The sequence below is a fragment of the Raoultibacter timonensis genome (assembly GCF_022845715.1).
In the GTDB taxonomy this organism is placed as follows: domain Bacteria; phylum Actinomycetota; class Coriobacteriia; order Coriobacteriales; family Eggerthellaceae; genus Raoultibacter; species Raoultibacter timonensis.
On record NZ_AP025564.1, the window covers coordinates 612,031 to 638,231 of the forward strand.

The window sequence follows — 26,201 nt, forward strand, 5'->3', positions numbered from 1 at the left end:
TAGCAGCAACGTTTCGGCGGTTGCGATTGTCGAGCCGGTTAAGCGTCGCTATACTGCATAGGCAATGCGTGCGGCACGAGCGTCTGCCGTGCGGCACGGCAGGCTGCGTATCCAGCATCCTGCAGGTCGAAGGGAAGAATCGATATGAAACGACACTTGATCGCGATCGGCGCGATCGCCTGTTTAGCAGGTGCGCTGACGCTCGCTGCGTGTTCGGGCGGTACGAACGATGCCCCATCGGGCGGCGAAGCGCCCGGCGGCGCGTCCGCCTCTACGGCGGATGCGTATGCCGTGGCGTCGCCCGCCTTTCCACAAACGCCATCGGAGGACGACGGCGAAGCGTGGATGAAAACGCTTGACGAAAACCCACTCGACGAGGAGTTCGTCGAATCGCTTTCGGGTTTTTCGTACAAGACCGCGAGCGCGGTGCTCGGGGAAGAATCCGAGAACAGCACCTATTCGCCCATCAGCCTCTACTATGCTTTAGCACTCGCTACGCAGGGAGCGGCGGGGCAGACGGCCGACGAGATGAACGCGGTGCTCAAAGCGCCCGACCCCTCGGAGGTTCCCCTCGAGGCGGGCAACCTCTACCGCGTCTTCTACGGCGATCCGTTCTCGAAGATCGATCTTGCCAACTCCATCTGGATGCGCGAGGGCGATTCGTTCGAGCAGGATTTCGTCGACGTTGCCACCCAGCAGTTCTACGCGACGCCGTTCTCGGTCGAGTTCGGCACGCCCGAAGCCGATGCGGCGATTGCCGATTGGATTTCCGCGAACACGAACGGTACGATCGAGCCCGAGGTGCAGACGACGAGCGATCAGCTCATGTCGATCATCAACACGGTGTATTTCAAGGGCAGCTGGTCGGACCAGTTCGATGCTGCCAGCACCAGGGAGGATACGTTTCATACCGCGAGCGGCGATGTGACGGCCGAGTTCATGACGCAGCGGCTCGACAAGCCGCGCGATTTCGTACAGACCGATACCTATACGCGGGCCAGCCTCGATTTCGTCGGCGGGGCCACGATGTCGTTCGTGCTGCCGGCCGAGGGCGTGAGCGCGCACGACATCATCTCCGACGAAGCGCTCCTCGAAGAGGCGTTCACCGCAGATCCCGACGATGCGGCCTACATCACCTACACGGTGCCCAAGACGACGTTTGCAAGTTCGTTCGACTTGATTCCGCCGCTCGAATCGCTCGGCATGAAGACGGCGTTTTCCGACGAAGCCGATTTTTCGAAGCTGACTTCAACGCCCGCCTACATCTCCCACATCAAGCAGGAAAGCTACATCATGTGGGATGAGAACGGCGCCGAGGCGAGCGCATACACCGATATCGGCATTTCGGAGATGTCGGCCGCCCCCGATAACCTCAAGGAGATAGAGTTCACGCTCGACCGACCGTTCCTGTTCGAGATTCGCTCGGCGCAAGGCGTACCGCTCTTCATAGGCGTATGCGAAAATCCGGAGGCGAACGCTTAGGAGCCGGTTCGCACTCGGGATGCCTGCGCGGTTCGATCGATGCGCCCACATGCGGCGGACGGTTGCACCCCCGCAGACGACGCGAGCGGCACCTGTACGGACGAGGCTTCGCGCGAGCCTTCGGTGCGCGTCGGTGACGGCTCGTTGCATCTCGGCAACAAAAGATGCGCTCGAACAGCGCTCGTCGCATAATAAAAGCAGCCCCGTTGCGGGGCTGCTTGCGTTTGCGGTATGGTGCCCGAGGCGAGAGTCGAACTCGCACGTCTTTCGACAACGGTTTTTGAGACCGCCGCGTCTGCCATTCCGCCACTCGGGCGCAAGCAGAAATTATAGCGGATAGCGGAGCTACCGCCAAGAAGAATCGAGACCTGCACGGTTTATCTTCGATATTCGTGCAGGAACATGACAGGAGGCTGGCATGGAGCACGAAGAGCTGAGCATGAAGATCGACGCGTACATCGACGAGGTCTGGGAACAGGTCGTCGAGGATATCGATACCCTGGTGCGCATACCGAGCACCGAGGATTTGGACAACGCTGCGCCGGGAGCTCCGTACGGCCCGGGTCCCGCCGAGGCGCTCAAGGCGGGCGTTGCGCTTGCCGAAAAGCTCGGCTACGACGCCCATAACTGCGACGGCCATATTGCGTACGCCGATTTGGCGGGCAAGAGCGAAACCCAGATCGGCATCATCGGCCATCTCGATGTGGTGCCCGCCGGTTCGGGTTGGAACTTCGAGCCGTTCCAGGTTACCCGCAAAGACGGGTATCTGATCGGACGCGGCGTCCTCGACGACAAGGGTCCGAGCGTCGTTGCCATGTACGCCATGAAGTTCTTCCCGCAGCACGACATCGAGCTGCCCTACACGATCCGCATGATCATGGGCGGCAACGAGGAAAGCGGCATGCGCGATGTGGCCTATTACCGCGAACGCTATGACGACCCCGCGTTCATCTTCACGCCCGATGCCGATTTCCCTGTGTGCTACGGCGAGAAAGGCGGCTTCGACGGGCGCTATACGAGCAAGAAGATGGGCGACGATGCGGTGATCTTCGACTTCCAAGGGGGCGATGCCACCAACGCCGTTGCCGCCCAGGCTTTCGCCGTCGTCAAAGCGGATGCAGCCGATCTGAAGGAAACCGACCGCATCACCGTATCCGACGCAGACGGCTATGCGCGCCTCGACGCCCAGGGCATCGGCGGCCATGCTTCCAAGCCCGAGGGCACCATCAATGCGATCGGGCTCATCGTGGACTATCTGCTCGAGAACGACCTGTGCTCGACCGACGAGCGGGCCTTCCTCGAACTGCAGCATAAACTGCTTTCGGCGAGCGACGGCAGCGGCGTCGGCGTGAAGACCTCCGACGAGTACTTCGGGCCGCTGACGCTCATCGGCGGCACCGTGCACATGGACGACGGGCGCATCGTGCAGACCATCGACATCCGCTATCCCACTTCGATCACTTCAGACGAGCTCATCGAGAAGCTCGGCGCTTACGCCGACGCCATCGGGGCGACCTTCGAGAACACGCTTCTGATGGTGCCGTTCTTGGTCGAGCCCGACTCGCCGATGATTCAGGCGCTGCTCGATTCGTTCAACGATGCGACGGGTATGCACGAGAAGCCGTTCACGATCGGCGGCGGCACGTACGCGCGCGAATTCGCTTCGGGCGCGAGCTTCGGGCCGAACATGCCGTGGCTTTCCCATCCCGATTGGATTGCGGGCGAGCACAGTGCGAACGAGGGTGTGAGCGAGGACATGCTCAAGACCGCGCTCAAGATCTACATCCTTACGATCGATCGGCTCATGCAGCTCGACTTCGCATAGGAACGCGGGCTGCGCGATCGCGGCCCGAACGTATTGAGAGCTGCGCGCCTTTGCCGTTTCGGCGGCGTAAGCGCGCAGTTTACGAGAAGGGATACCCCATGGATCTGATACCCACGATGCCGGGCATCGCACTGGAAGAAGACGCTCTGCCCGACGGCGCGATCGTCGACGGCGACGGGCACATCGAACTCGAAGGCCTTGCGAACACGCGCGATCTCGGCGGGATCAAGACCCGTGACGGCAGGTCGATCCGCCCTAAGATGCTGCTGCGCTCCGGCGCGCTTTCGGGTGCTACCGAACACGATGCGGCGGCGCTCATCGACGAGTACCGGCTTGCGAAAGTGCTCGATTTCCGCACCGAAGAAGAGCGCCTGAAAAGCCCCGATCCCGAGGATCTGTTCGACGGCGTGAAGTTCGTCGATATACCGATCCTCAATACCCAGGCGCTCGGCATCACGCGCGAAGGCGGCATCAAAGGCTTGCTCAAAGCTGTAAAGACCATCGAGAAGAACCCTGCGGATCTCATGATCGAGATATACCCGAGCATGCTGCTCGATGAGACGAGCAGCAAGGGTTATGCGCAATTCTTCGATGAGCTGCTGGAAAACGAGCCGCCCGTCGGTGCCGACCCGGTTGCGGAGGACGAAGAGTCCGCGCAGCCCGGATCGGTGCTTTGGCATTGCTCGGCGGGCAAGGACCGCGCAGGTCTTGCCGCTGTGCTGCTGCTCCACGTACTCGGCGTGCCCTACGAGGCAATTCTCGCCGATTACCTGGCCACGAACAAGTACATGGAAACGCGTACGCAGGAGGTGCTCGACTCCCTTTCCGCTTACGGTATGGCCGGCAAGCTCGATGAAGGCGTGCGTGTGCTCAATTCGGCTGACGAGCGGTTCTTGCGGGCGGCGCTCGATGCCGTCGACGAGCGCTACGGCAGCCTTGACGAGTACCTTTGCCAGGTGCTCGGGGTTACGCCCGAGAAAGCGGAAGCGCTGCGGACAAAGTTTCTCGAAGGGTAGCATCCGCCTCGATCTCGTCGATCTTCTCGACGAGCGGTCGCGAAAGCGCATCGTCGGCGAGCACCCATACGCGGTCACCTGCCGAGAAGCGCGTGTTGCGGCTCGGCTTTATCTTGATGAGCGCGTTGTGCTCGATGGCGACGACGAGCGAACCGTAGGAACCCCGCAGGTCGACCGAAGCGATAGAGCGCCCCCTGAACTCGGCGGCAGGACCGACGGTGAACGAGAAACAGGATGCGTCCACCTTCGAGTCTTCGCCGGCGAGGTATTCGTCGAGGGTGATGCTCGCGGCCTCGTCCTCCTCGATCAGATCTTCCTTGAAGAGCTTCTGCAGGTAGGCATCGACTTCGTCCTCGGTTCCGAGGAAGGTGAGCAAATCGCCCTTGCGAATGCCGAGCTCGTCGTGCGGATCGCTGATGCGGCGGCGCAGATCTTCCTTGGTGAGCGTGGGCAGCAGCTTCGAGCCGATCATGGTGCCGTTGCGCTCGATGGCGATGAGATCGAGGTTGTAGGCGATTCCGAACAGGTAGTCGGCTGAGTTTTCGGTGCCGTTGCGCGTGAAGGTCCGCGTCGTCTCGACTTCGACCACGTAGAGCTGCCGCTCCACCCAGAAGGCGCGTTCCTCGTCATCGAGTTCGGCCTGCCGCTCGGCGAGGATGCTCTCGTTGAGATTGCCGATGAAGCTCGTTTCGAGCTTGAGGAAGCCCGAATGGATCCTCTTCGACCGCGCAAGCGCGAACGTGAGGGCGAAGGCGAGCGCGAGGAACCAAAGCGTGCGCGCTCCTCCGAGCACGAACACGAGGTACATTACCATGGCGCACGAGACGGCGAGCCCGATTGCGGCCAAGGCGAGCAGCGGCACGTGGTTCTTTCTGTTCTCGACCCAGAGTATCCAGAACTCGCCCTTTCTTCCGCTGTAGAACAGATTCGACATGAAGAGCCCCGTGATAAGGATGCCGACGGTCGACAATCCGATGCTGAGCGCCGGCTCCGGCACAAACCCCGAAAGCATCGGTTTCACGGCATTGAGCAGCTCGGCGGAGGCGACTGCCGCGATGACGACCAGGCCGACCTTCATGCCCCATCGCTTGAGATAGTCGATCCATACGTTGCTGTCCTTGTCCTCGTCGGCCTTCTCCTCGCGCTTCGCGAGGCGATCGAGCAGCGATTGCGGCAGCATCCTGACGAGCAAGCGGTACGCGCGCTCGGAGTTCTTGATGTAGAACGGCGTCGTGAGCGTGGTGATGACCGATACCGCGACGATGGCGGGATAGAGGAAGTCGGCCGTCACGCCGAGCGATACGCCGAGCGCGGCGATGATGAACGAGAACTCGCCGATCTGCGAGAGGCTCATGCCGGTTTTGAGCGATGTTTTGAGCGATTGGCCCGAGAGCAGGGCGCCCAGGCCGCTGAAGATGGGTTTGCCGATGAGCGTGACAAGCGTGATGGCGATGATGGGGCCGATGTTCTGCATGATCATGGAAGGCGATACGAGCATGCCGACCGACACGAAGAACACGGCACCGAACAGATCTTTGATCGGCTTGAACAGCTCCTCGATACGAGGGGCCTGCACGGTGCCTGCGAGGATCGATCCCGCAAGGAAGGCGCCGAGCGCCGCCGAAAAACCGATGGCGTTGGCGAGCACGACCATGCCGAGGCACAGCGCAATCGACACGATGAGCATGATCTCGTCGTTGAGCGCGTTCGCGACCTTCTTGAGCACGGTGGGCACGATGATGATGCTCAGAACGAACCAGATAACCAGATAAAGGGCCATCTGGCTGATTTTAAGCGCAACTTCGCCGCCATCGACCGCAGATCCTACGGCGATGGTGGAGAGGAACACCATGAGGAAGATGCCCACGATGTCCTCGATGACGAGCGCCCCGAATACGAGCTCGGTGAACTTCTTCCCCTTGAGTCCCAGCTCGTCGAACGCTTTCACGATGATGGTGGTGGACGAGATGGCGAGCATGCCGCCGAGGAACAGGCTCGTATAGAACGACCATCCGAGCAGCGTGCCGCACGCCATGCCTGCAGCGATCATGAGCGCCATCTCGACAAGCGCCGTGATGATGGCGGGTTTTCCAACGGTCGAAAGCTTCACGATGCTGAACTCGAGGCCGAGGCCGAACATGAGGAAGATGACGCCGATCTCCGACCAGGTGGAGATGTTCTCGGTGTCGGAGATGTTGGGTATCCAGCCGATGGCCGGGCTGATGAGGAAGCCGGCGATGACGTAGCCGAGCACGAGGGGCTGCTTGAGCTTCTTGCAGACGATGGTGACTACGGCGGCCACCGCCAGCAGCAGGGCGAGATCGGTGACGAGTTGCGGGATGTGCTCCATGCGGATCCTTTCGTGCGGGTTCTTCGGCTAGGGCTTGCGGATGCCGGGGTGCTCGGCGTCGTCGGCTTCGGCGAGGGCGGGGATGCGTTCGGAGCCGACGTTGTCGGCGAGTTTTCGCAGTATGCGAATCAGCGTTTCCGCATCGTCGCGGCCGAGCACGTCGAGCACCGAGATCGCCCGTCGTCTGATATGGTCGTACAGACCGCGAGCGTATGCGCGACCCTCGTCGGTCAACGTGATGCTCGCCTTTCGGCGATTCGAGGGCACGACGGTGCGATCGACGAGCTTCTTCTCCTCAAGCCTGCGCAGGATGTTCGCCATCCGTCCCGTCGTGATGCCCATCGTCTCGCTCATGGCACCTGCGGAAAGCCCGGCATCGGCCTTGAGCAGCAAAAGCAGGGCGGGGCCTTCGCCGTGGTTCAGCGAGTCGAACGCTTCGCTTTGCGCAGCCATCAACTTGAGCGCGTCGAGCCATTCGGGAACGAGATCGGCGTAGCGCGATTCGATCGATTCTGCAGCATGGGGGCCGTTCATTTTCAGATCCTCGATTCGGCAGTCTCAGCCCGAGCTTTAGTCATGCAAACGTTCCGCTCGGTCGATTCGGTTCATAATGCTTCTAGTAAAAGCTTTTATAAGAAGATATCAGATTAGAAAGGCATTACCTATATTGTTCACACAATGGACAAGGAAGCATGCACCTTCGGCATGCGGGTTCGCCGCCATTCGGGCGGAAGGCACTCCCCCCCGTCCCGCGATGTCCTTCAACCGCCTCCGTGCGACGTTTTGGACGGTTTTTCCATGGTAAATTTTATATTTTCCCAGTTCAGATAATTGCCCTTGCGTTTTTTCTTGGAAAAAACGTCGCACGGAGGCGGTTGGCGGACATGGGCGATTCCGTTCGAATGGCGGTTTCGCTTCGGGGCCGTTACCGACAATCCGGCACGTTCGTTGACAAAACAGGTATCGTCATACTTTTTTGAGGAAAAGCCAGTATCATTGCGGAAACTTTTTCGAGAAGTTCACTATGAATTACGACAGGGGGTATTGCGATGGGTGAGGAAAAAGCGCAATCCGTGGATCGACTGGCCGATCCGAGCGCGTTGGGTCTGTTCGGGCTTGCGGTGATCACGCTGGTGGCATGCACGCAGAAGCTCGGCATCACCGAAGGCGTGACTGGGGTGATGAGCTGGGCGATCTTTCTGGGCGGCTGCATGCAGCTCATTGCGGGCGTTTTCGATTTCAAGAAGAACAACGTATTCGGCGGTACGGCGTTTATCGCCTACGGGTTCTTCTGGTGCGCAATGGCGTTTTCCTGGGCGGTTACGAGCGGCATATTCGGCCAGCAGGCTGCTCTGGCATTCGATCCGAAGCAGACCGGCGTTGCGTTTCTGGCGTATCTGATTCTCACCGCCTTCATGACGATCGGTGCATTGCGCACGACCAAGGTGCTTTTCTTGATATTCCTTGCCATCGATTTCCTGTTCATCGGCCTTGCGTTGAGCTCGTTTGGCATCGCTACCGAGGTAACGCACATGCTTGCAGCGGTAAGCGAGTTGGTCATCTCGCTTCTGAGTTTTTATGGAGCAGGCGCTAACGTGCTCAATCGCCATTTTGGAGAAGAATTCCTTCCGCTGGGGAAGGCGTTTTGGGCCAAGGGGTAGAGACGGGGATCGGGACAGGGCAGGGGCAGGGTGTCGCTGTTCGGGGCCGGGATGTGCGGCTTGAGCTGACGCGTCGTTTTGGTTCGGATGCATTCGGGTGCGGTAGGTTGCTGCTGCAAATCCTTTGCGCTGGGTGCTGGTCGCCAAACTGCATCAGAGGTTTTCCCGTCTCGTAACCCGCTCGCCATATCGCGCGGGTATGCTCGATGAATGCCCGAAGCGGGCTGAAGGCGAACATAGGAGGCGCGTATCATGCCGTTACCGGAACCGAGGGCGAACGAGAAGAAGGAAACGTTCGTATCACGTTGCATGGAAGAGGTTACAACCGAAGATCGCGAGAAGTGGCCCGACCAAAAGCAGCGCGCTGCTGTTTGCTACCGTCAATGGGATTCGTGGCAAAAGGATCACGGGCATCCCGAACGGGCGGAGAAATAGGCGGAGTCCCGCATAAGCTGTCATAGATGTGCGCTGCTGGTAGGGTTTTCGGTAAAACCGTACAACTTTGGCAGAGATTTACGATTCTGACCCCCTGAAGGTAAGAAGCGACGTTCTTGACCTGCGCCTCTCGTGCAGATGCATAAAACTATCAACTCAGAAAGCGCGCAAATTGCAGTTTTTGGGGTCACGATCGAAAATCTCTGCCAGATTGGGCCTCATTTTGGAGAATTGCACTATGGTTGGCCGCCATCGTTTGGGTTGCGTGCCGCTGTGCGCTATCGAGCACTGCCGTTCGTGCGGCAGTGCTCGATTTTTCGCCGAAGCGCTTCGGCGTTATAGCTTTACGCGGGTTGCTCGCTTTCGAGGTACGATTTCATCGAGTACTGCGTGACGTCCGATCGGTTGATGACGCCGACGATATGGCCGTCGTCGAGGACGGGCACTTTCTTGAGGTGGTTTTCTCCGAGCACGCGGCACACTTCGGGCAGGTCGGCGTGGATGTCGACGCCGATGATGCCCTTTGCGCCGATGTCTTTCGCCTGCATCTGCATGAGGTCGCGCAGCTTATCGTCAAAGTCGGTGCTGTCGCGCCCCATCTGCATGATCATGACGACGGGATCCACGTACATCTGGCTGCGTTTCGAGAGGTGGCGCATGATGTCGCCGTCCGATACGAAGCCGACGGCGTTGCCGGCGTTGTCGACGAGGGGAGCGGCGCTGATGTGCTTGTCGACAAGCAGCTTCATGGCGTCGATGACCGTCGCATCGGCGTCGAGCACGTACACGTCGCGCTTCATGATGCTTTCGAGCACGCTGCGGCGTGCGTTGTCGACATCGGTCTTCGCCGTCTCGCCGGGCTTGTCCTTCACGAACGCGATCGTGAGTCCGAGACCGACTACGCACAGGATGCCGGCAGCGGCGAACGCCATGTTGATGCCGAAGATGTTCGCATGCACGTAATCCATCGAGCTGCTGCCTGCGTTGGTGGCGATGGTCATGATCGAGACGAGCACGGCGGTACCGAGCGAGCCGGCAACCTGCCTGAAGGTGTTGTTCACCGAGGTGCCGTGATTGATGAGCGTGTTGTCGAGTGCGTTCATGGCCCAGGTGGTGATGGGCATGTTCACAAGCGAGAGCGAGAACAGGCGGACGGTGTAGAGGATGGTCAGGTAGGCGATGCCGGTTCCGTCTCCAAGAAACGCCATGGCGAATGTGGTGATCGTGAGCATCGAGAGGCCGACCAGGCTCAAAACGCGCGGCCCATGCTTATCGAACAGGCGCCCGGCTATCGGCCCCATGGCACCCATGACGATGGCGCCGGGGAGGATGACGAGGCCGGAAACCGTCGCCGAGTAACCCATCAGCGATTGCAGGTAGATGGGCAGCAGGATGCCCGCAGCTAGAAGCGATGCCTGTACGAGCATGCCGATGATGGTGCCGATGAGGAACTTCCGATTCAAAAGCACGCGCACCTGCAGCATGGGGTTTTCCATTTTGAGCTGACGGCGGAAGAAGTACACGAGCGCTACGATGCCAACGACGGTTGCGATGGCGGCCTGCACGCTGATCCCGTACGATCCGATCACGCTGAACCCGTACAGCAGGCAGCCGAAACCGAGGGACGAAGATACGACCGAGGGCTTGTCGAGCGAAGTCTGCTTATCGGGTGCGGAGGTGCGCTCGAGCACGAACAGCGAGCACGCGATAACGAGCGCCGAGAGTCCGGCGATGATGAAGAACATGTCGTGCCAGCTCGCATTGTCGATGATGAGACCGGCGACGGTCGGGCCGATTGCGGGCGCGAACGCGATGACCACGCCGAACAGGCCCATCGCGCTACCGCGCTTGTCGACGGGGAAGGTGAGCATGAGCACGGTCATAACCATCGGCATGAGGATGCCTGCGCCCGCCGCCTGCAGCAAACGGCCGGCGAGCAGCACGGGAAACGACGGCCCCCAGCCGGCAAGCAGGCTGCCTGCCGTAAAGATGCCCATCGCGACCACGAACAGGTTGCGCGTGGAATAGCGGTCGGTCAGGTAGGCCGTGATGGGAATCATGATGGCGTTCACGAGCGTGAAGCCGGTGGTGAGCCACTGGGCGGTGGCGGCATCGACGCTCATCTCGGTCATGACCGAGGGGAGTGCCGGCGTGACGACGGTTTGGTTGAGGACGGTGACGAACGTTCCGAACATCAAAACGGCCAGCATCATGATCTGTTTACGGCTCAATCCCATATGCGCTCCTTTGTGCCTGTGCTTTGGTGCTCCGGCCGTAAAAAAAGCGCTTGCGCGCCCGGTGCCGAAGAACCTCTGTGCGTTGTTTTTCATTTTTGTGAAACTTGACTATTTTACGGCTTAGTTACCATGAGCGTGTGAATCAGATATGGGCATTCTCAGAATTATTTTAGTACCTAAATTATTAACCCTATGCAACATGTGGGCGGTTTGGTATGAAGCAGGGCCGACAAGTCGTTCGACATGCGGCGATTCCGATGATCGGCGCCCGCTTCCCGGGTCCGCTAACAGGTAATATATTATGTAGTTACTATGATCCCTTTAAAAATAATAGGTAATAACTAGGATTTACGGTATATCTATCAGAGTTTATGGAATGAATTACAAATTTTGCGATTTTCTACCATTTTAGTGACAGATGTTTGTACAGCCCGGGAACTATACCTATAGAACGCGCGCAAACCACGCTCGCGTTCGAGAGCATAGAACGGACTAGGGAATGCATATGGGTGAGAAGAAGGCACGTCGTTCAGACGTGCGAAAGCTGGTTGACAGAGCGCGGCGAGGCGATAGCGAAGCCTTTGAAGCGCTCATCGGCTCGTGCCGCTCCAAGATACTGTATCTGGCGCTGCACTATGCCGGAAATGCCGACGATGCGGAGGATTGCGCACAGGAAGCCGTGCTCAAGGCGTATCGGGGGATCGGGAAGCTCAAGGATCTCGATGCGTTCGATTCGTGGCTCCACAGCATCGTCAAGTACACGTGCTATCGGAGAAACGGCGCGATGGAGCGAGATACGATACTGATCGGCGGCGATCCCGGGGCAAACGATGCGATCATGTCGATCGAAGAAGCGCGTACGGAGTTCTTGCCTGCCGAATATGCCGAAGATGCGGAAAAGCGGTCGTTCGTTCTCGAGCGCATCAAAGAGCTCAACGAGAACTACCAAGAAGCGCTGCTCTTGTTCTATTTCGAGGGGTTCTCCTACAAGGAGATCGCCGCTACGCTCGGCGTCAACGCCAACAAGGTGACGAACGATCTCAAGCGAGCGCGTCAGGCTCTCAGGAAGAAGATCGAGGAGGCCAACGGCGGTGCCGTCCTGGCGTCGGCCATGCTTCCGGCGGGGGCCATGCCGACGCTCGCGCGCATCTACGAACTCGATTGCTCGCACCTGGTAACGGTTGATATGGAGCGGCGGCTTATGGAGTATGCGGGTTCCGTATGCGCCGTTACTTCGGTAGCCGGCGTCGGCGCCGCTGCTGCCGCAGGCCAGGGGGTCGCGGCAAAGCTTGCCATCGGTGGAGCGTCGGTCTTGCTCGTCGCCGGTATTGCGACGGGCGTCGTCGTATCCGGCGAGCCCGCGGAGTCGGTGGCCGATACGCCTGCGCTCGTCCAACCGGTTGAAGAGCCGACCGAGCCTCCCGAACGAGAACCCGAGCCCGTCGTCGACGAGCCTCCCGCTGAAGCGCCTATCGCAACGCTGGCCGACATGATCGGGAGCGACGGGGAAGAGCGGCTGCTCGCCTTGGCGAGTCAGGGAGGCAGCGGTCCGGACGTCGCCTCGTTCGTTGAATCGCTCGGCGCGGCGCAGCAAGGATACGCCGAAACGCTCGAAGGGTCGCTGTTTGCGGTCTACGAGCTCATCAAGCAGGACAAGCAGTTGTTCGTGATCGTTAAGGCGATTCCGGGAACCGAGGCCGTCGAAGTGGCGTATCGCTTCGGGGGCACAGGTCCCGTACCCGACATGTTCGAGTTCGTCTCGATGTTCGATAGATGAGGTTCGCTATGGGAAAGCCGAAGAGTAACGACCTTTTACATGAAGACCAATCCGAAGCAGGAGGTGAAACGATGCTAAAGACGAGAAAACGCAAGGTAGTGGGCGCGGCGCTCGCGGCGCTTCTGGTGGCGAGCATGGCGCTGATCCCGCTGGCATCGGCCGATAACAATAATGCGAGACCGTCGCCCGAGGCAGCCCAGTCGTTCGAGTACACCGAGACGATGCTCGACGGGACGCTGCAGGAACCCGGGGAAGCAACCTCGGATCCCGGGCAGGGCGAAGAGGGAGCGGAGCAGGATGGAGCCTCAGGCGATTTGTCCTCCGAGCAGGCGCCTGGCTCCGGTGCGCAGCCGCCTTCGGGCGGGGGCTCTGCGCCGGCTTCCGACAGCGATGCCCCTGACGACCTTGCTCCTGAAACGGATACGCCTTCGCCAGCCGATGCCGGCGGAGGCGAGGAGGCGAACGGCGCAGCTTCGATATCGGGACTCGTGTGGCACGACGAAAACGAGGACGGTGTTCGCACCGCCGATGAAGCGGTTGTTCCCGGGTTCGCCGTTACCCTGTGCGACGATAGCGAGCAGCCTATTGCCGAGACTCGCACCGAGTCGGACGGAACCTATTCCTTTTCCGAGGTGGAGCCGGGCGCCTATCGCGTGAAGGCCGAAGCGCAGACGATCGACGGAACCGAATACCTTCCGCCGCTTCCCGATGCCGATACCGAGCGCGACAACAAGTTCGAAGCCGATCCCGAAAACGAAGAGTCCATCGCCTACACCAAGCTGATCGAAGTCGAGGCCGACGCGGCCATCACGGCGCTTGGCGCAGGCGTGCGTTCGGTCGAGGACGAAGCGCTTGTTGGGCCGCTTGCGCTCGATGAGCTTATCGTGGATATGGGGGATAACCCGATCAACTGGGCGAATCTCGAGACCGTGCTCAAGAGCCTCTTCTCCGAGGAGGACATCGCCTCGGCAACGACGCTCAAGATAGTCGGCGGCCAAAACAGGTTCCAATTAAGCGGTTCGTCGACGACTCCCTCGATGACCTATCTCAACAGCCTCAACATCACCACGATCGACCTGTCGACGTTTACCGGCGAGTTCTACGCGTACGCGCTTGCCAATGCGAAGAATATCACGACGGTGGCCCTCGGCACGAACATCACGGCAATTCCCGCGTCGGCGTTTGCGGGCTGCACATCGCTTACGACAGTGAGCGATACGCTCGGCAACGCGGCGGTGAATCCCGGCATCGTCGATCTTGCCTCGACGGGTGTGACGCAGTTCTCGGGCATGCAGTCGTTTCGGGGGTGCTCCTCCATCACGGCGGTTACCGTAGGGCCGGATGTTTCGTCGCTCAACTACGACGTGTTCGGCGCATGCAGCTCGCTCACGACGTTCGGGGGTTCGGTAGCCGATGTGCGGGCGTATCCGGGCGTCCTCGATTTTTCGAGCACCAACCTGACGGCGCTCGGCCAAAGCGCGTTCAGCCAGTGCTCCTCCATCACGACCGTCGCGCTCGGCAAGAACATCGAGGTGCTTCCCGGAAACCTCTTCACCGACTCGAAAGCCCTCTCCTCGGTGAGCGATACGCCCGAGCATGCGCTTGCCAATTCGAAGGTCATCGATCTCGAGAAAACGGGCGTCACAACGCTCGACGCGGCTGGTCGGCAGTTCGCGAACAACGAAGCCTTCACAACCGTCACGCTCGGACCGGGCATAAAGCAGCTGCCCGGCAACGTGTTCGCCGGCTGCAAGGCCCTGCGGACGCTCAGCGACTCGCTCATCAACGCGACGGCCAATCCGAACGTGATCGATCTCGAAAAGACGGCGGTCGCATCTCTCGACGAAAGCGGCTGGCAGTTCGCCAATTGCTGGAACATCACAACCGTTGCCTTGGGGACCGACATTACCGTGCTTCCCCCTTACGTGTTCACCGGTTGCCTGTCGATGCACTCCTTGAGCGACACGGCCCTCAACGCGCAGGCTTCGCGCGGATTCATCGATTTCGAGAAGTTCTCCTCCATGACGTTCCCGAGCGGTGGCTGGCAGCTCAACGGTGCTTCTAACGCGATCGTGTACGTGGGTGCCGACGGGATGTCGTTTCCCAATTACTCGCTGGGAAGCGATACCGCGTTCGTGCCCGAGACCATCGATTCGGTAGCGTTCAGCGCAACGCCCAAGGCGAGCAAGTTCTACGTACGCGGCCCCGAGGCCACCTCCCCCACATCGGTTGAGAATGCCGAATACCAGGCGATCAACTACTACCTCGAAACCAAGATAACGTCGAGCGGTGAAGGTGCGGCTACGGTGGACACGTACAACGTCTACAACCCTTTCGTAAACGATCGGATCAACGAGCGCGAGATCGCCAAAGGCAACCTCGCAAGCGGCTGGCGCTACGTCGAAGAGGGCAAGGAGCTGCGGTTCACCGTGTTTCCGTACTTCGACAGCAAGCTGAAGGAGATAACCTACAACGGCGAGGTCGTCGAGCCGTTATCCATCGAAAACGAGACCACCTACATTCTTCCCGCGCTGACCGAGGATACCGAAATCCACTTCGAGTTCACGACCGAGTACAACATCATCCACGTCCACCAGGATCGCAACGGCACCCCGATCGCCGGATACGGCGATGAGTGGTTCAGGGGCGACGGCGGGGATTCCTATGACGGCGAACCGACCGACATTCCCGGCTACGTTTATCAGGGCTTCCAGCTTGCGTCGGCGACGTCGGGAAACCCGTCGCTGGTCGCCGACAAGGCCGAACCCCATATCGACGAGATTGAAGGCAATACGTACCTGTACCTGATTTACGGCCGCGATGCGGGCGGCGGCGAGAGCCCCGGCGCCTCGGGAGGCGGAACGCAGCCCGACGGCGTCGAGGACATCGATATCGTGCGCCATTGGGGAACCGTTGAAGACGGTGCGTTCACGGCGCTTCCTTCAACGTCGTCCGACACCCAGATCGTCAACATAGGCAGCGCCTTCGCGCTCGCCGATACCGACGCCCCCGTGCCGAGCATTCCGACCGGGTACTCGTACGCGGGCTATCTTACCGACCAGGATGCGGCGGGCACCACGCCCCATGCGGGTGCGCCCGACATTACGGCATCGGTTTCGGATGGCAACCGCGAGGTGTACTACATCTACGAGCAGTCGAGCTATACAGTAACCGAGCATCATGTGGACCGTGCAGGCGAGATGGTGTCGGCGGATACGAGCGAGACGCTGGGGCACGCCGAGCGCTATGACGGCTCCAACGTCAAAACCCTTACCGGTATGGTGTACGTCGGCGCCGACTACGCTACCCCCTCGGAGGAGAACCGTTCGACGGTTGAGGGCGGGGCGACTCCTGAGATCGCGAGCGTCGAATCGAATGCCGAGGTGTGGTACGTCTACGGAGCCGATAACGGCGGCGCGACGCCTCCGGGTCCGGGCGGGGGAGGAGTCGATCCCGACGGGTTCGAGGACTTCTCGTTTACCCGGCAATGGGTGACAAGGGGCGTTGATGGGGCGCTTGCCCCGCTGCCCTCGACCGACCGGGATGTCCAAATCCTCAATGTGGGGACCTCGTTCGAGCTCGGGCACGACGATGCGCCTGCGCCGGCGATCCTCGCTGGATACGAATACCAAGGCTATCTGACCGACCAGGATGCGCCGGGAGATGCGCTCCATGCGGGTGACCCCGCCATCGAATCGAGCATTGCGAACGGCGACCGTGTTGTCTCCTACGTATACGCGGCTCCGCTCGACGGTCCGGGCATCGAGGCTCCGCTCGAGACGGCGCTCACGATCACCGGGTCGGCAGATCGGGGCAATTCGGTTACGGTCACGTTCGCAAACGGGCAGACGGCAACCTCATCGGCAAGCTCCTTGACGCCTCTCGCTGCCACCGGCTATTGGTCAGTCGATGTGCCGGCTGGCGTGATACTCACGCGGGGCGATGCTGTTTCGGCAACGCAAACTGATGCGTTCGGTCGGACGAGCCCGCTTGCGACTGCGACGGTGCAGCCGGTGGACCATACCGTGACGATCTCGTACGCCGACGATGCGGGCAGGACCATACCGGGCGGAGCCACCTCGACGGTTGCGCATCGCAATCCGTTTTCGTACGCCCCGCCTGCGGTGACCGGCTACACCTACAGCGGTTGGGCGCTCAATGGCGCCGATCAGGGGTCGGGCAATCCGAGCATTCCGAACGTGACGGGCCCTCATGCCATCACGTTGGTCTACAAGGCGTCCGGCGGATCGAATCCCGATCCGGGTCCGAAACCCGATCCAAGCCCCGAGGAGGAAAACTACAACTTCGTGAAGGCCCCCAACGTTAAGAGCGTGAAGCCCGGCGAGACGATCACCCATACCTTTACGGGCTTCGAAAACAAGTGGGGCGCCTCGCTCGACCGTTACGCCATAACCGATAAGCCCGATCAAGGACTCGATTTCGTATCGGCATCGTTGCCTGCCTTCTCGGGCGCCGCCGACGTGAGCTACGATGTGGTGTATTACACCAACCACAAGGGACGCACGGTGCTTCATTCCGGCATCGATGCGAACAAGCCGTTCAGCTTCAACGCCCCTTCGCTCAGTGCAGGGGAGCACATCACCGGTCTCGTGGTCGATTTCGGCACCGTGCCTGCGGGTTTCGGTACGGGCAACGAGATCACCATGCAGTTCAGGGTCTGGGATAATCCGCCCTCGAAGACGCTCAACAACGTCGGCATGCTCTCTTACTGGAAGGACGGGGAGGCGTTCGAGTTCTCGAGTGGAAAATCGGGTTCTGTGGTGCTCGGCGGCTACTTCTCCGATCTGGTAAGAACGGGAGACGGACCGTTCATCGCCGTCGCCTTGGCGGTTGTCGGAGGCATTGCCGCAGCGGTAATCGCGATCGTCAGCTTGGTTGTTCGGTCGCGTCGCAAAAAGCGTGCCGCACAGTAGGTCAATCCCCGGTGCGAAAGCGGCATCTCACCCAGCTGCTTTCGCCCGGGTTTTGATACGGGCCGTCTGCTTCCCTAGAGCAGGCGGCCTTTTTACGTATGGAATCTGGCGGATGCGACGAATGCCGATGGGCGGGCAAGCGCATCGGCATCGCGCAATGGGGCAGATCGGCAAGAGTTGTGCGGGAGGCGCGCATTTGCGTCAAATTAAGAAAGTTCTTTCATTTCTCTCTACAATGTAATATATTGCATTAATGGATCGGTAACCTACGAAGGAAAATGCTTTGAGAATCGGCTTTGCCATACGAGAGCGGACAGCAAGAACCCTTGGGGGGGGGCGCAATATCTCGCCTCGCTTCTCTGCGCGTTTTTCCGGCTTCTTGTAGGCAAAAATGAAAGATATTACCATATGCGCCGTCGTCGGCTCGCTTGTCGAGCCGACGACGGCGTTGTTTCGCTTGCGCTTGGTCGGGCGGCGCAGCGCTTCATCGCGCCCGATCGGCTTTGCCTGTACGCGCGACGCCTGCGGGGTGCGAACTTCGCCTGCCCCCTCATCTCCGAAACAAGGACATGCGCTTCGACGCGGCCGCGGGGCCTCGCCGTAGCGTTGCCGAGTCACCGATAGGAAGGGAGCGGTTCGAGCCATGGGAAAACCAGCACGTGACAAGGGCACAGGCGGTATGCAAGGAATGGCCCCGGCCGTCTGGGCGGTCTCCGAAGTCCGGCCCCGTGAGAAAAAGATGTACGAGCTGCTCTCGTTCAAAAAGAGCATCGACACCATTCTGAGGACGAAGTACGGGCATCTGACGGGGCGGCAGTTCCTCGTGCTCGATGCAGTCGCATCAAGGGGAGGTTCGGCGACGCTAACCGAAGTTGCCCATGCCAACCAGTGCTCTACGCAGGCAGCGCGGGCGTTCGTGAACGCCCTGCAGGAAGAGGGGTACCTCGTCGTGTTCGAGCCGAAAGACGGTGATAAACGGCGCATCGACATAGCGCTTACCGAAGAGGGGGAACGGCTTGTCGATCTCTGTCCTGTAGAGGATGGCGGCGAGCGCGCCGCCAAAACCGACGAGCACCCCGACGTGCTCATCACCAAAGCCTCGATGTTCTTCGAGCAGTGGGCTTCGGCTGCCTCTGCGAACAGATAACGATCATATCCGGTTCAAGTCCCATGCGGCAACAATCGAAAGGAGCAAGACTATGAATGCAAGACGGTTGCTGGCGGTGCTGCTGGCGCTGACGCTATCGACCTCGATGGTTCCCGGCGTCGCCTCTGCGCTGCCCGGCGAAGAGGTCGCCGATTCTGCGGGAGGTGCGGGGCACGGCGCGCTTGCGGATGGCTCCGCCAACGCTTTATCCGAGGAGCCTATCGAGGCAGACGGCAACGCGCAGGAAACTGCTGGAAATAGTTCGGATGCTTCCGATGCGCCTCTGTCCGAAGGCGATGGTTCCGTTGTGCTCGATGATGGCGTGTACGAAGCATCGCCTCTCTCCGACTGGGACGAAGATGGCGAGTTGCCGGTCGGGCTCAGCGATCTCGACGGCGAGCCCGTGCCGGTATCAGGCTTCGACGAGCTGAAGGCTGCGCTCGAAGACCCCGAGAACCTGCTTGCGAGCGAAGCCAACCCGATCGTCGTCGAGGTGGCGGGCTCCATTGCCGTAACCGGAGAGCTTCGGATCATAGGCCATGTGGTGCTCAAAGCGCAGTCGGATAGCGAATTGCAACTCCGTAGCACGCAACAGCTTACGCGCGACCCCGGATACACCGGGTACCTGCTCATGGTCGACGAGGGCGCGAGCCTGGTGCTCGAAGACATCGTCATCGACGGCAGCAAAGCAGCCGTGACCGCCGAGAACGCGCTTATCAAGGTGATGTGGAACGGTGCCAAACTCACGCTGGGTGCAGGTGCCGTGCTCCAGAACAACGACGTGACGGGCGCAGCCGACCAGACCATCGACAAGAGCCTACAGAAGGGCTCGGGCGTGTTCGTGCAGGGCGGCCATATGACCTACGCAGACGGCGAGCTCGTCATGAACGACGGAGCACTGATCACCGGCATGGCGGGCGACACGCAGCGCGCATCGAACTTCGAATTCAACGCGGCACATGCGGCGGTGGTGACCGAAGGTCCCTTCACCATGAACGGCGGCGAGATAAGGGACAACACCGTACAGGGCGTGATGGTGAACGGCTATGCGCTCTACGGTAACACCTTCTACTTGAGCACGTACCCCAACGGACTGCTCACTATGGAAGGCGGCGAGATTGCGGGCAACATCGTCGACGGCGACGGCGCGGGCGTTCATGTGAACGCCGCAACAGCGACCATCAACGGCGGCAAGATCGTTGATAACGAGGCGTCGGGGCGCGGCGGCGGCATCTCGGTTTCGACGCGTGTCAAGATCGGCGTGTATTCCGACAGCGTCTATATCGGCCGTCTGTACACCTACGGGGGAGAGATCTCGGGCAACAGCGCCGCGTACGGCGGCGGTATCGGCACGCTGACCGCCTTCGGCAGCGGTGGCGGAGCGGGCAAGCCCATGGCGAGTTCGGGCTACAACCATATGTACCTGCTCGGTGGCGCCATCGCTAACAACACCGCCGACCACGGCGGCGGCGTGTTCAACGAGATCACCCATCTCGAGATCAAGAACGCATCCATCACCGGCAACACGGCGCACGGCTACGGCGGCGGCGTGCTCAACCAGGACGGAAGCTGGGTGTACGGTTCGACCTACAGCTGGTTCGTGCTCGAGAACTCCATCATCAAGGGCAACGTTGCCGAAGGTACGTTGCCCTCGCCGCACACCGACCTCGGTATGACCGATAGCCACGATTTCACTTGCGGATTCTACGGCAACGAAATATTCAAGCACGGCGGCTACTTCTGGGTTTCGGGCAATGTCGAAATCGGCGATCCTGATCTCGGCGGCGGCATTGCGGTTCATGCTGGCGACGCCGTAACGAACATCAACAGCGCGGGTGACCCGTTGACGGGCGCGATCTACTACGAGTACATCCAGACGAACAACCAGGTGATGCCCGGCGGCATCCACGGCAAGATATTCGTGCAGAAGGACACGCTCGAAACATGGGGCTACGGCGATGTGACCGAAGACGAGATCGCATGCTTCAAGATGCTGCCGAACAGTACATACCCCAACGGGCTGTACCCCTATTACGAAACCTATACGACCAACGACTACACGCAGCCCGGCTACCCCGAAATCACCATCGGCGTCGGCGTGTGGGCCTACGAGGGACCCGAGGTCGCCGAGGAGCACGTTGTCGTTTCGCCGACCGAGGCGCAGGGCTTCGAGGATCTTCGCGCATCGGGTGATATAAGCGGGTACGCCGATGCGGTCGGAGCGGTCAACTGGCAGTACGGCTACCATAAAGACAAAGACGTCGAGGATCCGTCCGAGATCGATTTCGCATCGCTCGCCCTGTCGACCCCCTATGCCGGCATCGGCACCTACGGGCTTGCGTTCACGACGCCCAACCAGGGGCTTGAGGCCACGGCGAAGCTCACCGTCAACGATCGCGACGCGCTCGAGGTCGATCTGACCGTAGGCGAGGCGGTAGCTGCCAACAGCATCACCATATCGACGGCCGATGTGAAAGCGTTCACGGCCGACGATTACACGCGTGAGGCGCAGGCGGTCGCGTGGACGACCGATGGCAGCAACACGGCGCTTGAAGCCACGCCGAGCGCATCGGGCATCGCCGCCATACCGGCTTCCGCGGGCATCTACTATCTGTCGTTCACTTCGCCGGGCGGCGTGGAAACGACGATAAAGGTTACCGTCGTCGATCAGGAGAGCATCCTCTCGGTCGCGCGCCTCTTCGGCCCCCACCGCTACGCCACGGCGGCCGCGGTGGCCGCCCACGGGCGGGCGGGCGAGTCGGGCGGCACCGTGATCCTCGCGTCGGGCGCCGACGCGAACTTCCCCGACGCGCTGGCGGCGAGCTCGCTGTCGGGCGCCGAGGGCAACGCGCCCATCGTGCTCACCGACCCCAACGCGCTCTCGGACGACGCCCGCTCGACGATCCTGTCGCTCTCGCCCTCCAAGGTGATCATAATCGGCTCCCCGAACACGGTGACCTCCTCGGTCGAGGCCGAGGTCGCCGCCGTCGTCGGCGCCGGCTCGGTCGAGCGCATCGGCGGCGCCACCCGCCAGGAGACCGCCGACCTGATCTACGGGCGCCTCGGGCCCGCCGCGTCCAAGACCGCCATCGTCGCGCTCGCGACCGACTTCCCCGACTCCCTGTCGGCGTCTTCGTGGGCGGCGCACACGAAGAGCCCGATCTTCCTCGCGCACTTCGGCGGCACGGGCCTGTCCGAGAAGACCAAGGAGGCCCTGCGCACGGGCGGCTTCGAGCGCATCCTCGTGCTCGGCAGCGAGCGCTCGGTGTCGGCCGCCGTCGAGGCGGAGGCCCGCCCGCTCGCGGGCCTGCCCGCGTCGTCGGTCGTGCGCCTCGGCGGCGAGGACCGCTACCGCACCGCCTCCCTCATAGCCGAGTGGGCGACCTCGGCTGACCGCGCCGATCACGAGCGCCTCGACTTCTCGAGCGTGGCCGTGGCCCGCGGCGACAAGCACGCCGACGCGCTGGCGGGCGGCGCGCTGCAGGGCCGGGACTCCTCGGTCATCCTGCTCACCAACCCGAAGTCTGCCTACGCGCCGGCGCTCTCGATGGTGGCCGGCCGCTCGGGCGAGGTGGGCGAGATCCGCTTCTTCGGCGACGAGAACGCCGTGGACGTCCCCGTGGTGCGCGCCTTCGTCAAGGCGGTGCCCTACGACTCGGTGGCGTGGAAACCTTCCGACGAGGTGGCAGTGCCGCTGGATTAAGGATGCATGTCCCCGAGCCGAAACCGCCGCAATCGTAGCAGGCGAGCCGACGCGGCATCCGAGTAGCATCGGGTGCCGCGTTTCCCTTTGTACAGCTTTCCCGACGAGCGGCTGTTCGACTGCGCTTGCCGTGCTATAGTTTCCCCGTGAAAACGAAGCGGTATGCGTACCGAACGGCATACGGAAAGGGAGCAGCATGGAAGCGAAGATGGTGCACGAGTGTATCCACGTACTCGACCTCGAGGCATCGATGGAATTTTACGAGCAGGCGCTCGGCTTGATGGAGGTCGATCGCATCGAGCCCGACGACGGCAGCTGGGCCATCGTGTACCTGGGCAACGATGCCACCGATTTTCGGCTGGAGCTGACGTGGAACCGCGGGCGGGTCGAACCGTACAACAACGGAAGCAACGACACTCACCTCGCTTTCGCGGTCGACGATATGGAGGCCGCCCGCGAACTTCATGCAAAGATGGGCTGCATCGTTCACGAGAACAAGAACATGGGGATCTATTTCATTACCGATCCCGATGGGTGCTGGCTTGAGATCGTACCGCACTAGACTGGTTTGATTCGGCTCCCATCCGCATGCGCGGGTGGGAGCTTTCGTTTGCCCCGCGATGCGGCCGCTCGCTTGTGGAATCCTACTATTTTACTATCAGTTTTGCTCCATCTATGGCATAATCAGTAACATCTTATATATAAAGATGAATATATAGATGAGCAAATCGAAAGGATGCCATATGAAAGCACCGTTTCGCAGAAGGGCGTTCACCTGCGCGATAGCCGTTGCCCTCGTGACGGCAATGGCTATTCCCATCGGCGCCTTCGCGGACACCGGTTCATCGTGGCGCTTCGGTGAGGGACTGCTCGGCACGGCTGCTGAGCCAAGCCGGGAAACCGTTATCGACGTTCCGAATCTGCCGGTAAGCGTTGAGGAAACCGACGACGAGGAAGCGCGCGACATCGGTAGAGGCGATCTCGCACTTGGATCAGGGGCTTTCGATACAGCGCCCTTCGATGAAAACGTTTCTGCTGCGCCGCTCTCTTCGGCCGACATCGTTATTTCGGCAGGCGGGGCAACGACGCTCACGCTCTCCGAGACAACCTATACCCTGAGCGGAGCGCAAAGCGGTTCGGGCATACTCGATGACGATACGTCCCTCGTTGTCGACGAGGGAGTAAGCGGTGCTCTTACCATACAGGGCTCGGGCGCTTTGCAGAGCATGCTACTCCGTTCCTCCGATGGTGCACGGGGACTCGAATGCACGATCGATACGGGTGCCAACGTACGCGTGTCCGACAGGGTGGAAACGATGGACCTGAACATCTTCGGATCGCTTGACGTTACGAGTGCTGCGGTTTTGGATGTGAGCCCCGAATCGTACTCAGCCATCATCGACGTGTGCGGTTCGCTGTACATGAGCGGTGCTTCGCTTACGGGTCGAGCTACATCCCCTGCGCAGAGTGCCTATTTTCTCCTCATCCGCGACACGCTCGAATCCGCTCCGAGCAATTCGATGGTGTTTGACGGCAGCACGCTTGCCATCACCTCCGATTCTGCGGGTGTTGCAGTGCTGGTTTCTGTTGACAGCCAGGATATCTACGTGAACGACAGCTCGATGTACGCAGAGCAGGCTCCCGGGTCTACGGGAGTCGGGTTCTTGTCGAGCTCGGAAGGCCCTGATTACGGAACGATGCACCTCGACGAAGGCTCGTATGTTGAGGCCCATGCGCCGAGCGGTACTGCCATCATCTGGAAGACGGCGCGGCTTTCAGGCGATGCGCAGGTTGTTGCCGACGGTGGCGAGAGAGGCGCCCAGATACACTATCTCTACATCGGCGATCAATCTGCTCCGAGCAGCGCAACCATCACGGCTACGAGCCCCTTCATCGCGCTCGAAGTGCTTCGCACTACCGAGGTGTACGGTGCGGGCAGTGCGATTCCCTCCATTATCGCGGTCGCCGACGATAGCCAAGGCGGCTATGCTTCCTTCGGGGCCATCATTTGCAGGCCGATACTCGTGAACACCTTCGTGAGCGCAACGGCGACATCGGCTACGCAGCCTACGACGGGTATGCAGATATACGATACCCACAACGGGTTCGACGGAACCGCCGATCCCGATGCCCAAGCCTATTTCGAGCGCAGCACGCTCGAGGGGACGGGCACGTCGGCGGGCATCCAGATGCTGTCGGTTGACGAGATGCCGTTTATCGGATGCGATGTGAACGCTGCGGTGAAGCACCCAACGAAGCCCGCCGGGCTAACCGATGTATCCGCCGGCATCGTGTCGCTCAACGGCACGTATCGGTTCTCCGATTCGACCGTGGACGCCTCGGGCGGCCAGTACGGATGGTTGAGCAACCAGGACGACGAAGGCATGGAGAACCGGGCGACCCGCGTGTACGCCGAAGACGGATCCGAGCTGACGCTCGAAGGAGAGCGCTCGGGCATTGCAGTCAACTCCCACATCGAAGCGAGCGGAGGCTCGACCATAACGGGCATCGCTCTGGCCGTTAATCCGCTGAACGGCGGCGAGAACATCCCCGCCGTACACGTATCGCAGCCCGTGCCGGGAGCAAGCGAGATTCGAGCCGACGGCGGTACGATCACCGAGGTGTACCCGACCCATATCGGCTGCGCGATCGCTCCGAGCGAAAGCGAGTCGTTCAGCCCCTATGCGATGTCGTGGAACCTGACGAACCCGCAGCGCTACGCGTGGAGCGTCGACACCCCGAACGTAGAGCTTGCTGCGGACGCCGCGGGCGTGTATACGGCATCCGATACGGGAAGCGGCATTCCCAACGTGACGGTCACCGGGACGCGCACGGCAGCGCACGCGGCGGAGCCGGTTGTCGTAGGCGGTAGCGGTTCCGCCCATAACGTCGTGCTGCTCGCCGATATCGGGCCGCAGGCTCCCGATACGGTGACGGTGCGCTTCGAGCCGAACGGCGGCGCTCCGAAACCCGTCGACCAAACGATCGAGAAGGGGCAGCGTGCGACTGAGCCGACCGGCGCAGAAGCGCCTGTCAGGGAGGGATATCGATTCGCGGGCTGGTACACCGACGCTTCGCTGAGCTCCCGATGGAATTTTGCGAGCGCGGTACAGCAGGACATGACGCTGTATGCGAAATGGGACACCACCGCGAGCGTCCCGACGAACCCGACTCCGACGCAGGGTTCGAATGCGGGCAAGGGCTTCGCTCCGCGAACGGGCGATCCGATGCTCGATGCTGCCTTAACGGTAGCACTGTTCACCGTCGCCTGTTCGGTGATAGCGTTGGGCGCGAAGCTCCACGCCCGCCGAAGGGCCTAACCTGATCGGAAACCATCAGCGGCCCGACTATAGCCGGGCCGCTGCCGTTCTTCGGCCGGATGGGGCTTTATGCGCCGGCGGGCGGATCGGGGCGCTTGGGCGCTTGCGGCGCTTGGGGCGAGCGGGGAAGAGGTACTGCCGAGGTGTGGGCTGCAGCTACCTCGCTTCCGCATGCGGGGCATTTGGCTGCTCCGACGAACAGGTTGGCTCCGCACTTCGGGCAGACGTTCTCCTGGTCGCTTTCGATGGTGGGCGGTCTAAAGCACATGGATCCTCCAATCTGAATCACGTGGTTTGCATGCATGGGAGGCGGA

At 61.0% G+C, this 26,201-nt stretch carries 15 protein-coding genes and 1 tRNA gene; 11 read left to right on the forward strand and 5 right to left on the reverse strand.

The features are described 5' to 3' along the window. Positions 1 to 144: 144 nt before the first annotated feature. On the forward strand, positions 145 to 1,482 hold the full coding sequence (locus MWL89_RS02410; protein ID WP_244411614.1) for a serpin family protein: 1,338 nt from the start codon (positions 145 to 147) through the stop codon (positions 1,480 to 1,482). 232 nt (positions 1,483 to 1,714) lie between these two features. Here the strand turns inward: MWL89_RS02410 and MWL89_RS02415 are convergent. After that, positions 1,715 to 1,798 (reverse strand) — tRNA-Leu (locus MWL89_RS02415). 102 nt (positions 1,799 to 1,900) lie between these two features. Here MWL89_RS02415 and MWL89_RS02420 point away from each other — a divergent pair. Together MWL89_RS02420 and MWL89_RS02425 are read left to right on the forward strand one after the other, a co-directional pair. Beyond that, entirely contained in the window at positions 1,901 to 3,307 is a 1,407-nt protein-coding gene (locus MWL89_RS02420) for a Sapep family Mn(2+)-dependent dipeptidase (RefSeq protein WP_244411615.1), read from the forward strand. A gap of 98 nt (positions 3,308 to 3,405) precedes the next feature. After that, positions 3,406 to 4,323 carry a tyrosine-protein phosphatase gene (locus tag MWL89_RS02425; RefSeq protein WP_102379186.1) on the forward strand — a complete coding sequence of 306 codons (918 nt, stop codon included), beginning with the start codon at positions 3,406 to 3,408 and terminating at the stop codon, positions 4,321 to 4,323. On the opposite strand, the gene MWL89_RS02430 is transcribed toward MWL89_RS02425, so the two are convergent. Beyond that, entirely contained in the window at positions 4,274 to 6,673 is a 2,400-nt protein-coding gene (locus MWL89_RS02430; protein WP_244411616.1) for a monovalent cation:proton antiporter family protein, read from the reverse strand. The two genes, MWL89_RS02425 and MWL89_RS02430, sit on opposite strands and share 50 nt — an antisense overlap. A gap of 27 nt (positions 6,674 to 6,700) precedes the next feature. Further along, positions 6,701 to 7,207 carry a MarR family winged helix-turn-helix transcriptional regulator gene (locus MWL89_RS02435; RefSeq protein ID WP_244411617.1) on the reverse strand — a complete coding sequence of 169 codons (507 nt, stop codon included), beginning with the start codon at positions 7,205 to 7,207 and terminating at the stop codon, positions 6,701 to 6,703. 515 nt (positions 7,208 to 7,722) lie between these two features. Between MWL89_RS02435 and MWL89_RS02440 the strand changes: the two genes are divergently transcribed. Further along, entirely contained in the window at positions 7,723 to 8,334 is a 612-nt protein-coding gene (locus MWL89_RS02440; protein WP_244411618.1) for an acetate uptake transporter, read from the forward strand. Between the two features lie 252 nt (positions 8,335 to 8,586). Continuing rightward, positions 8,587 to 8,769, forward strand: a complete 183-nt coding sequence (locus MWL89_RS02445) for a hypothetical protein (protein ID WP_102379182.1) — start codon at positions 8,587 to 8,589, stop codon at positions 8,767 to 8,769. Positions 8,770 to 9,113: 344 nt separating this feature from the next. Here MWL89_RS02445 and MWL89_RS02450 read toward each other — a convergent pair whose 3' ends face one another. Further along, positions 9,114 to 11,006 carry an MDR family MFS transporter gene (locus MWL89_RS02450; RefSeq protein ID WP_102379181.1) on the reverse strand — a complete coding sequence of 631 codons (1,893 nt, stop codon included), beginning with the start codon at positions 11,004 to 11,006 and terminating at the stop codon, positions 9,114 to 9,116. A gap of 505 nt (positions 11,007 to 11,511) precedes the next feature. Between MWL89_RS02450 and MWL89_RS02455 the strand changes: the two genes are divergently transcribed. The 6 genes from MWL89_RS02455 to MWL89_RS02480 all read left to right on the forward strand — a co-directional run bounded on the left by MWL89_RS02455 (position 11,512) and on the right by MWL89_RS02480 (position 25,887). Further along, positions 11,512 to 12,783, forward strand: coding sequence for an RNA polymerase sigma factor (locus MWL89_RS02455; protein WP_244411619.1), 1,272 nt, complete (start codon positions 11,512 to 11,514; stop codon positions 12,781 to 12,783). 71 nt (positions 12,784 to 12,854) lie between these two features. Beyond that, positions 12,855 to 17,717 carry a leucine-rich repeat protein gene (locus MWL89_RS02460; RefSeq protein ID WP_244411620.1) on the forward strand — a complete coding sequence of 1,621 codons (4,863 nt, stop codon included), beginning with the start codon at positions 12,855 to 12,857 and terminating at the stop codon, positions 17,715 to 17,717. A 643-nt stretch (positions 17,718 to 18,360) separates the two neighbouring features. Beyond that, complete coding sequence (locus MWL89_RS02465; protein WP_244411621.1) at positions 18,361 to 18,864, forward strand: MarR family winged helix-turn-helix transcriptional regulator; 504 nt, start codon at positions 18,361 to 18,363, stop codon at positions 18,862 to 18,864. Between the two features lie 52 nt (positions 18,865 to 18,916). Then, a complete protein-coding gene (locus MWL89_RS02470) occupies positions 18,917 to 22,567 on the forward strand; it encodes a cell wall-binding repeat-containing protein (RefSeq protein ID WP_244411622.1) in 3,651 nt (1,216 codons plus the stop codon). A 196-nt stretch (positions 22,568 to 22,763) separates the two neighbouring features. Continuing rightward, complete coding sequence (locus tag MWL89_RS02475) at positions 22,764 to 23,129, forward strand: VOC family protein (protein ID WP_244411623.1); 366 nt, start codon at positions 22,764 to 22,766, stop codon at positions 23,127 to 23,129. A 181-nt stretch (positions 23,130 to 23,310) separates the two neighbouring features. Then, complete coding sequence (locus MWL89_RS02480; RefSeq protein ID WP_244411624.1) at positions 23,311 to 25,887, forward strand: InlB B-repeat-containing protein; 2,577 nt, start codon at positions 23,311 to 23,313, stop codon at positions 25,885 to 25,887. A gap of 67 nt (positions 25,888 to 25,954) precedes the next feature. Here MWL89_RS02480 and MWL89_RS02485 read toward each other — a convergent pair whose 3' ends face one another. Next, positions 25,955 to 26,155: a hypothetical protein gene (locus MWL89_RS02485; protein WP_244411625.1), complete on the reverse strand. Its 201-nt coding sequence runs from the start codon at positions 26,153 to 26,155 to the stop codon at positions 25,955 to 25,957. Positions 26,156 to 26,201: the final 46 nt, after the last annotated feature.

Coding starts and splice junctions, on each gene's coding strand:
- MWL89_RS02410 (WP_244411614.1), top strand. CDS start 145: ATGAAACGACACTTGATCGCGATCGGCGCGATCGCCTGTTTAGCAGGT.
- MWL89_RS02420 (WP_244411615.1), top strand. CDS start 1,901: ATGGAGCACGAAGAGCTGAGCATGAAGATCGACGCGTACATCGACGAG.
- MWL89_RS02425 (WP_102379186.1), top strand. CDS start 3,406: ATGGATCTGATACCCACGATGCCGGGCATCGCACTGGAAGAAGACGCT.
- MWL89_RS02430 (WP_244411616.1), bottom strand. CDS start 6,673: ATGGAGCACATCCCGCAACTCGTCACCGATCTCGCCCTGCTGCTGGCG.
- MWL89_RS02435 (WP_244411617.1), bottom strand. CDS start 7,207: ATGAACGGCCCCCATGCTGCAGAATCGATCGAATCGCGCTACGCCGAT.
- MWL89_RS02440 (WP_244411618.1), top strand. CDS start 7,723: ATGGGTGAGGAAAAAGCGCAATCCGTGGATCGACTGGCCGATCCGAGC.
- MWL89_RS02445 (WP_102379182.1), top strand. CDS start 8,587: ATGCCGTTACCGGAACCGAGGGCGAACGAGAAGAAGGAAACGTTCGTA.
- MWL89_RS02450 (WP_102379181.1), bottom strand. CDS start 11,006: ATGGGATTGAGCCGTAAACAGATCATGATGCTGGCCGTTTTGATGTTC.
- MWL89_RS02455 (WP_244411619.1), top strand. CDS start 11,512: ATGGGTGAGAAGAAGGCACGTCGTTCAGACGTGCGAAAGCTGGTTGAC.
- MWL89_RS02460 (WP_244411620.1), top strand. CDS start 12,855: ATGCTAAAGACGAGAAAACGCAAGGTAGTGGGCGCGGCGCTCGCGGCG.
- MWL89_RS02465 (WP_244411621.1), top strand. CDS start 18,361: ATGGGAAAACCAGCACGTGACAAGGGCACAGGCGGTATGCAAGGAATG.
- MWL89_RS02470 (WP_244411622.1), top strand. CDS start 18,917: ATGAATGCAAGACGGTTGCTGGCGGTGCTGCTGGCGCTGACGCTATCG.
- MWL89_RS02475 (WP_244411623.1), top strand. CDS start 22,764: ATGGAAGCGAAGATGGTGCACGAGTGTATCCACGTACTCGACCTCGAG.
- MWL89_RS02480 (WP_244411624.1), top strand. CDS start 23,311: ATGAAAGCACCGTTTCGCAGAAGGGCGTTCACCTGCGCGATAGCCGTT.
- MWL89_RS02485 (WP_244411625.1), bottom strand. CDS start 26,155: ATGTGCTTTAGACCGCCCACCATCGAAAGCGACCAGGAGAACGTCTGC.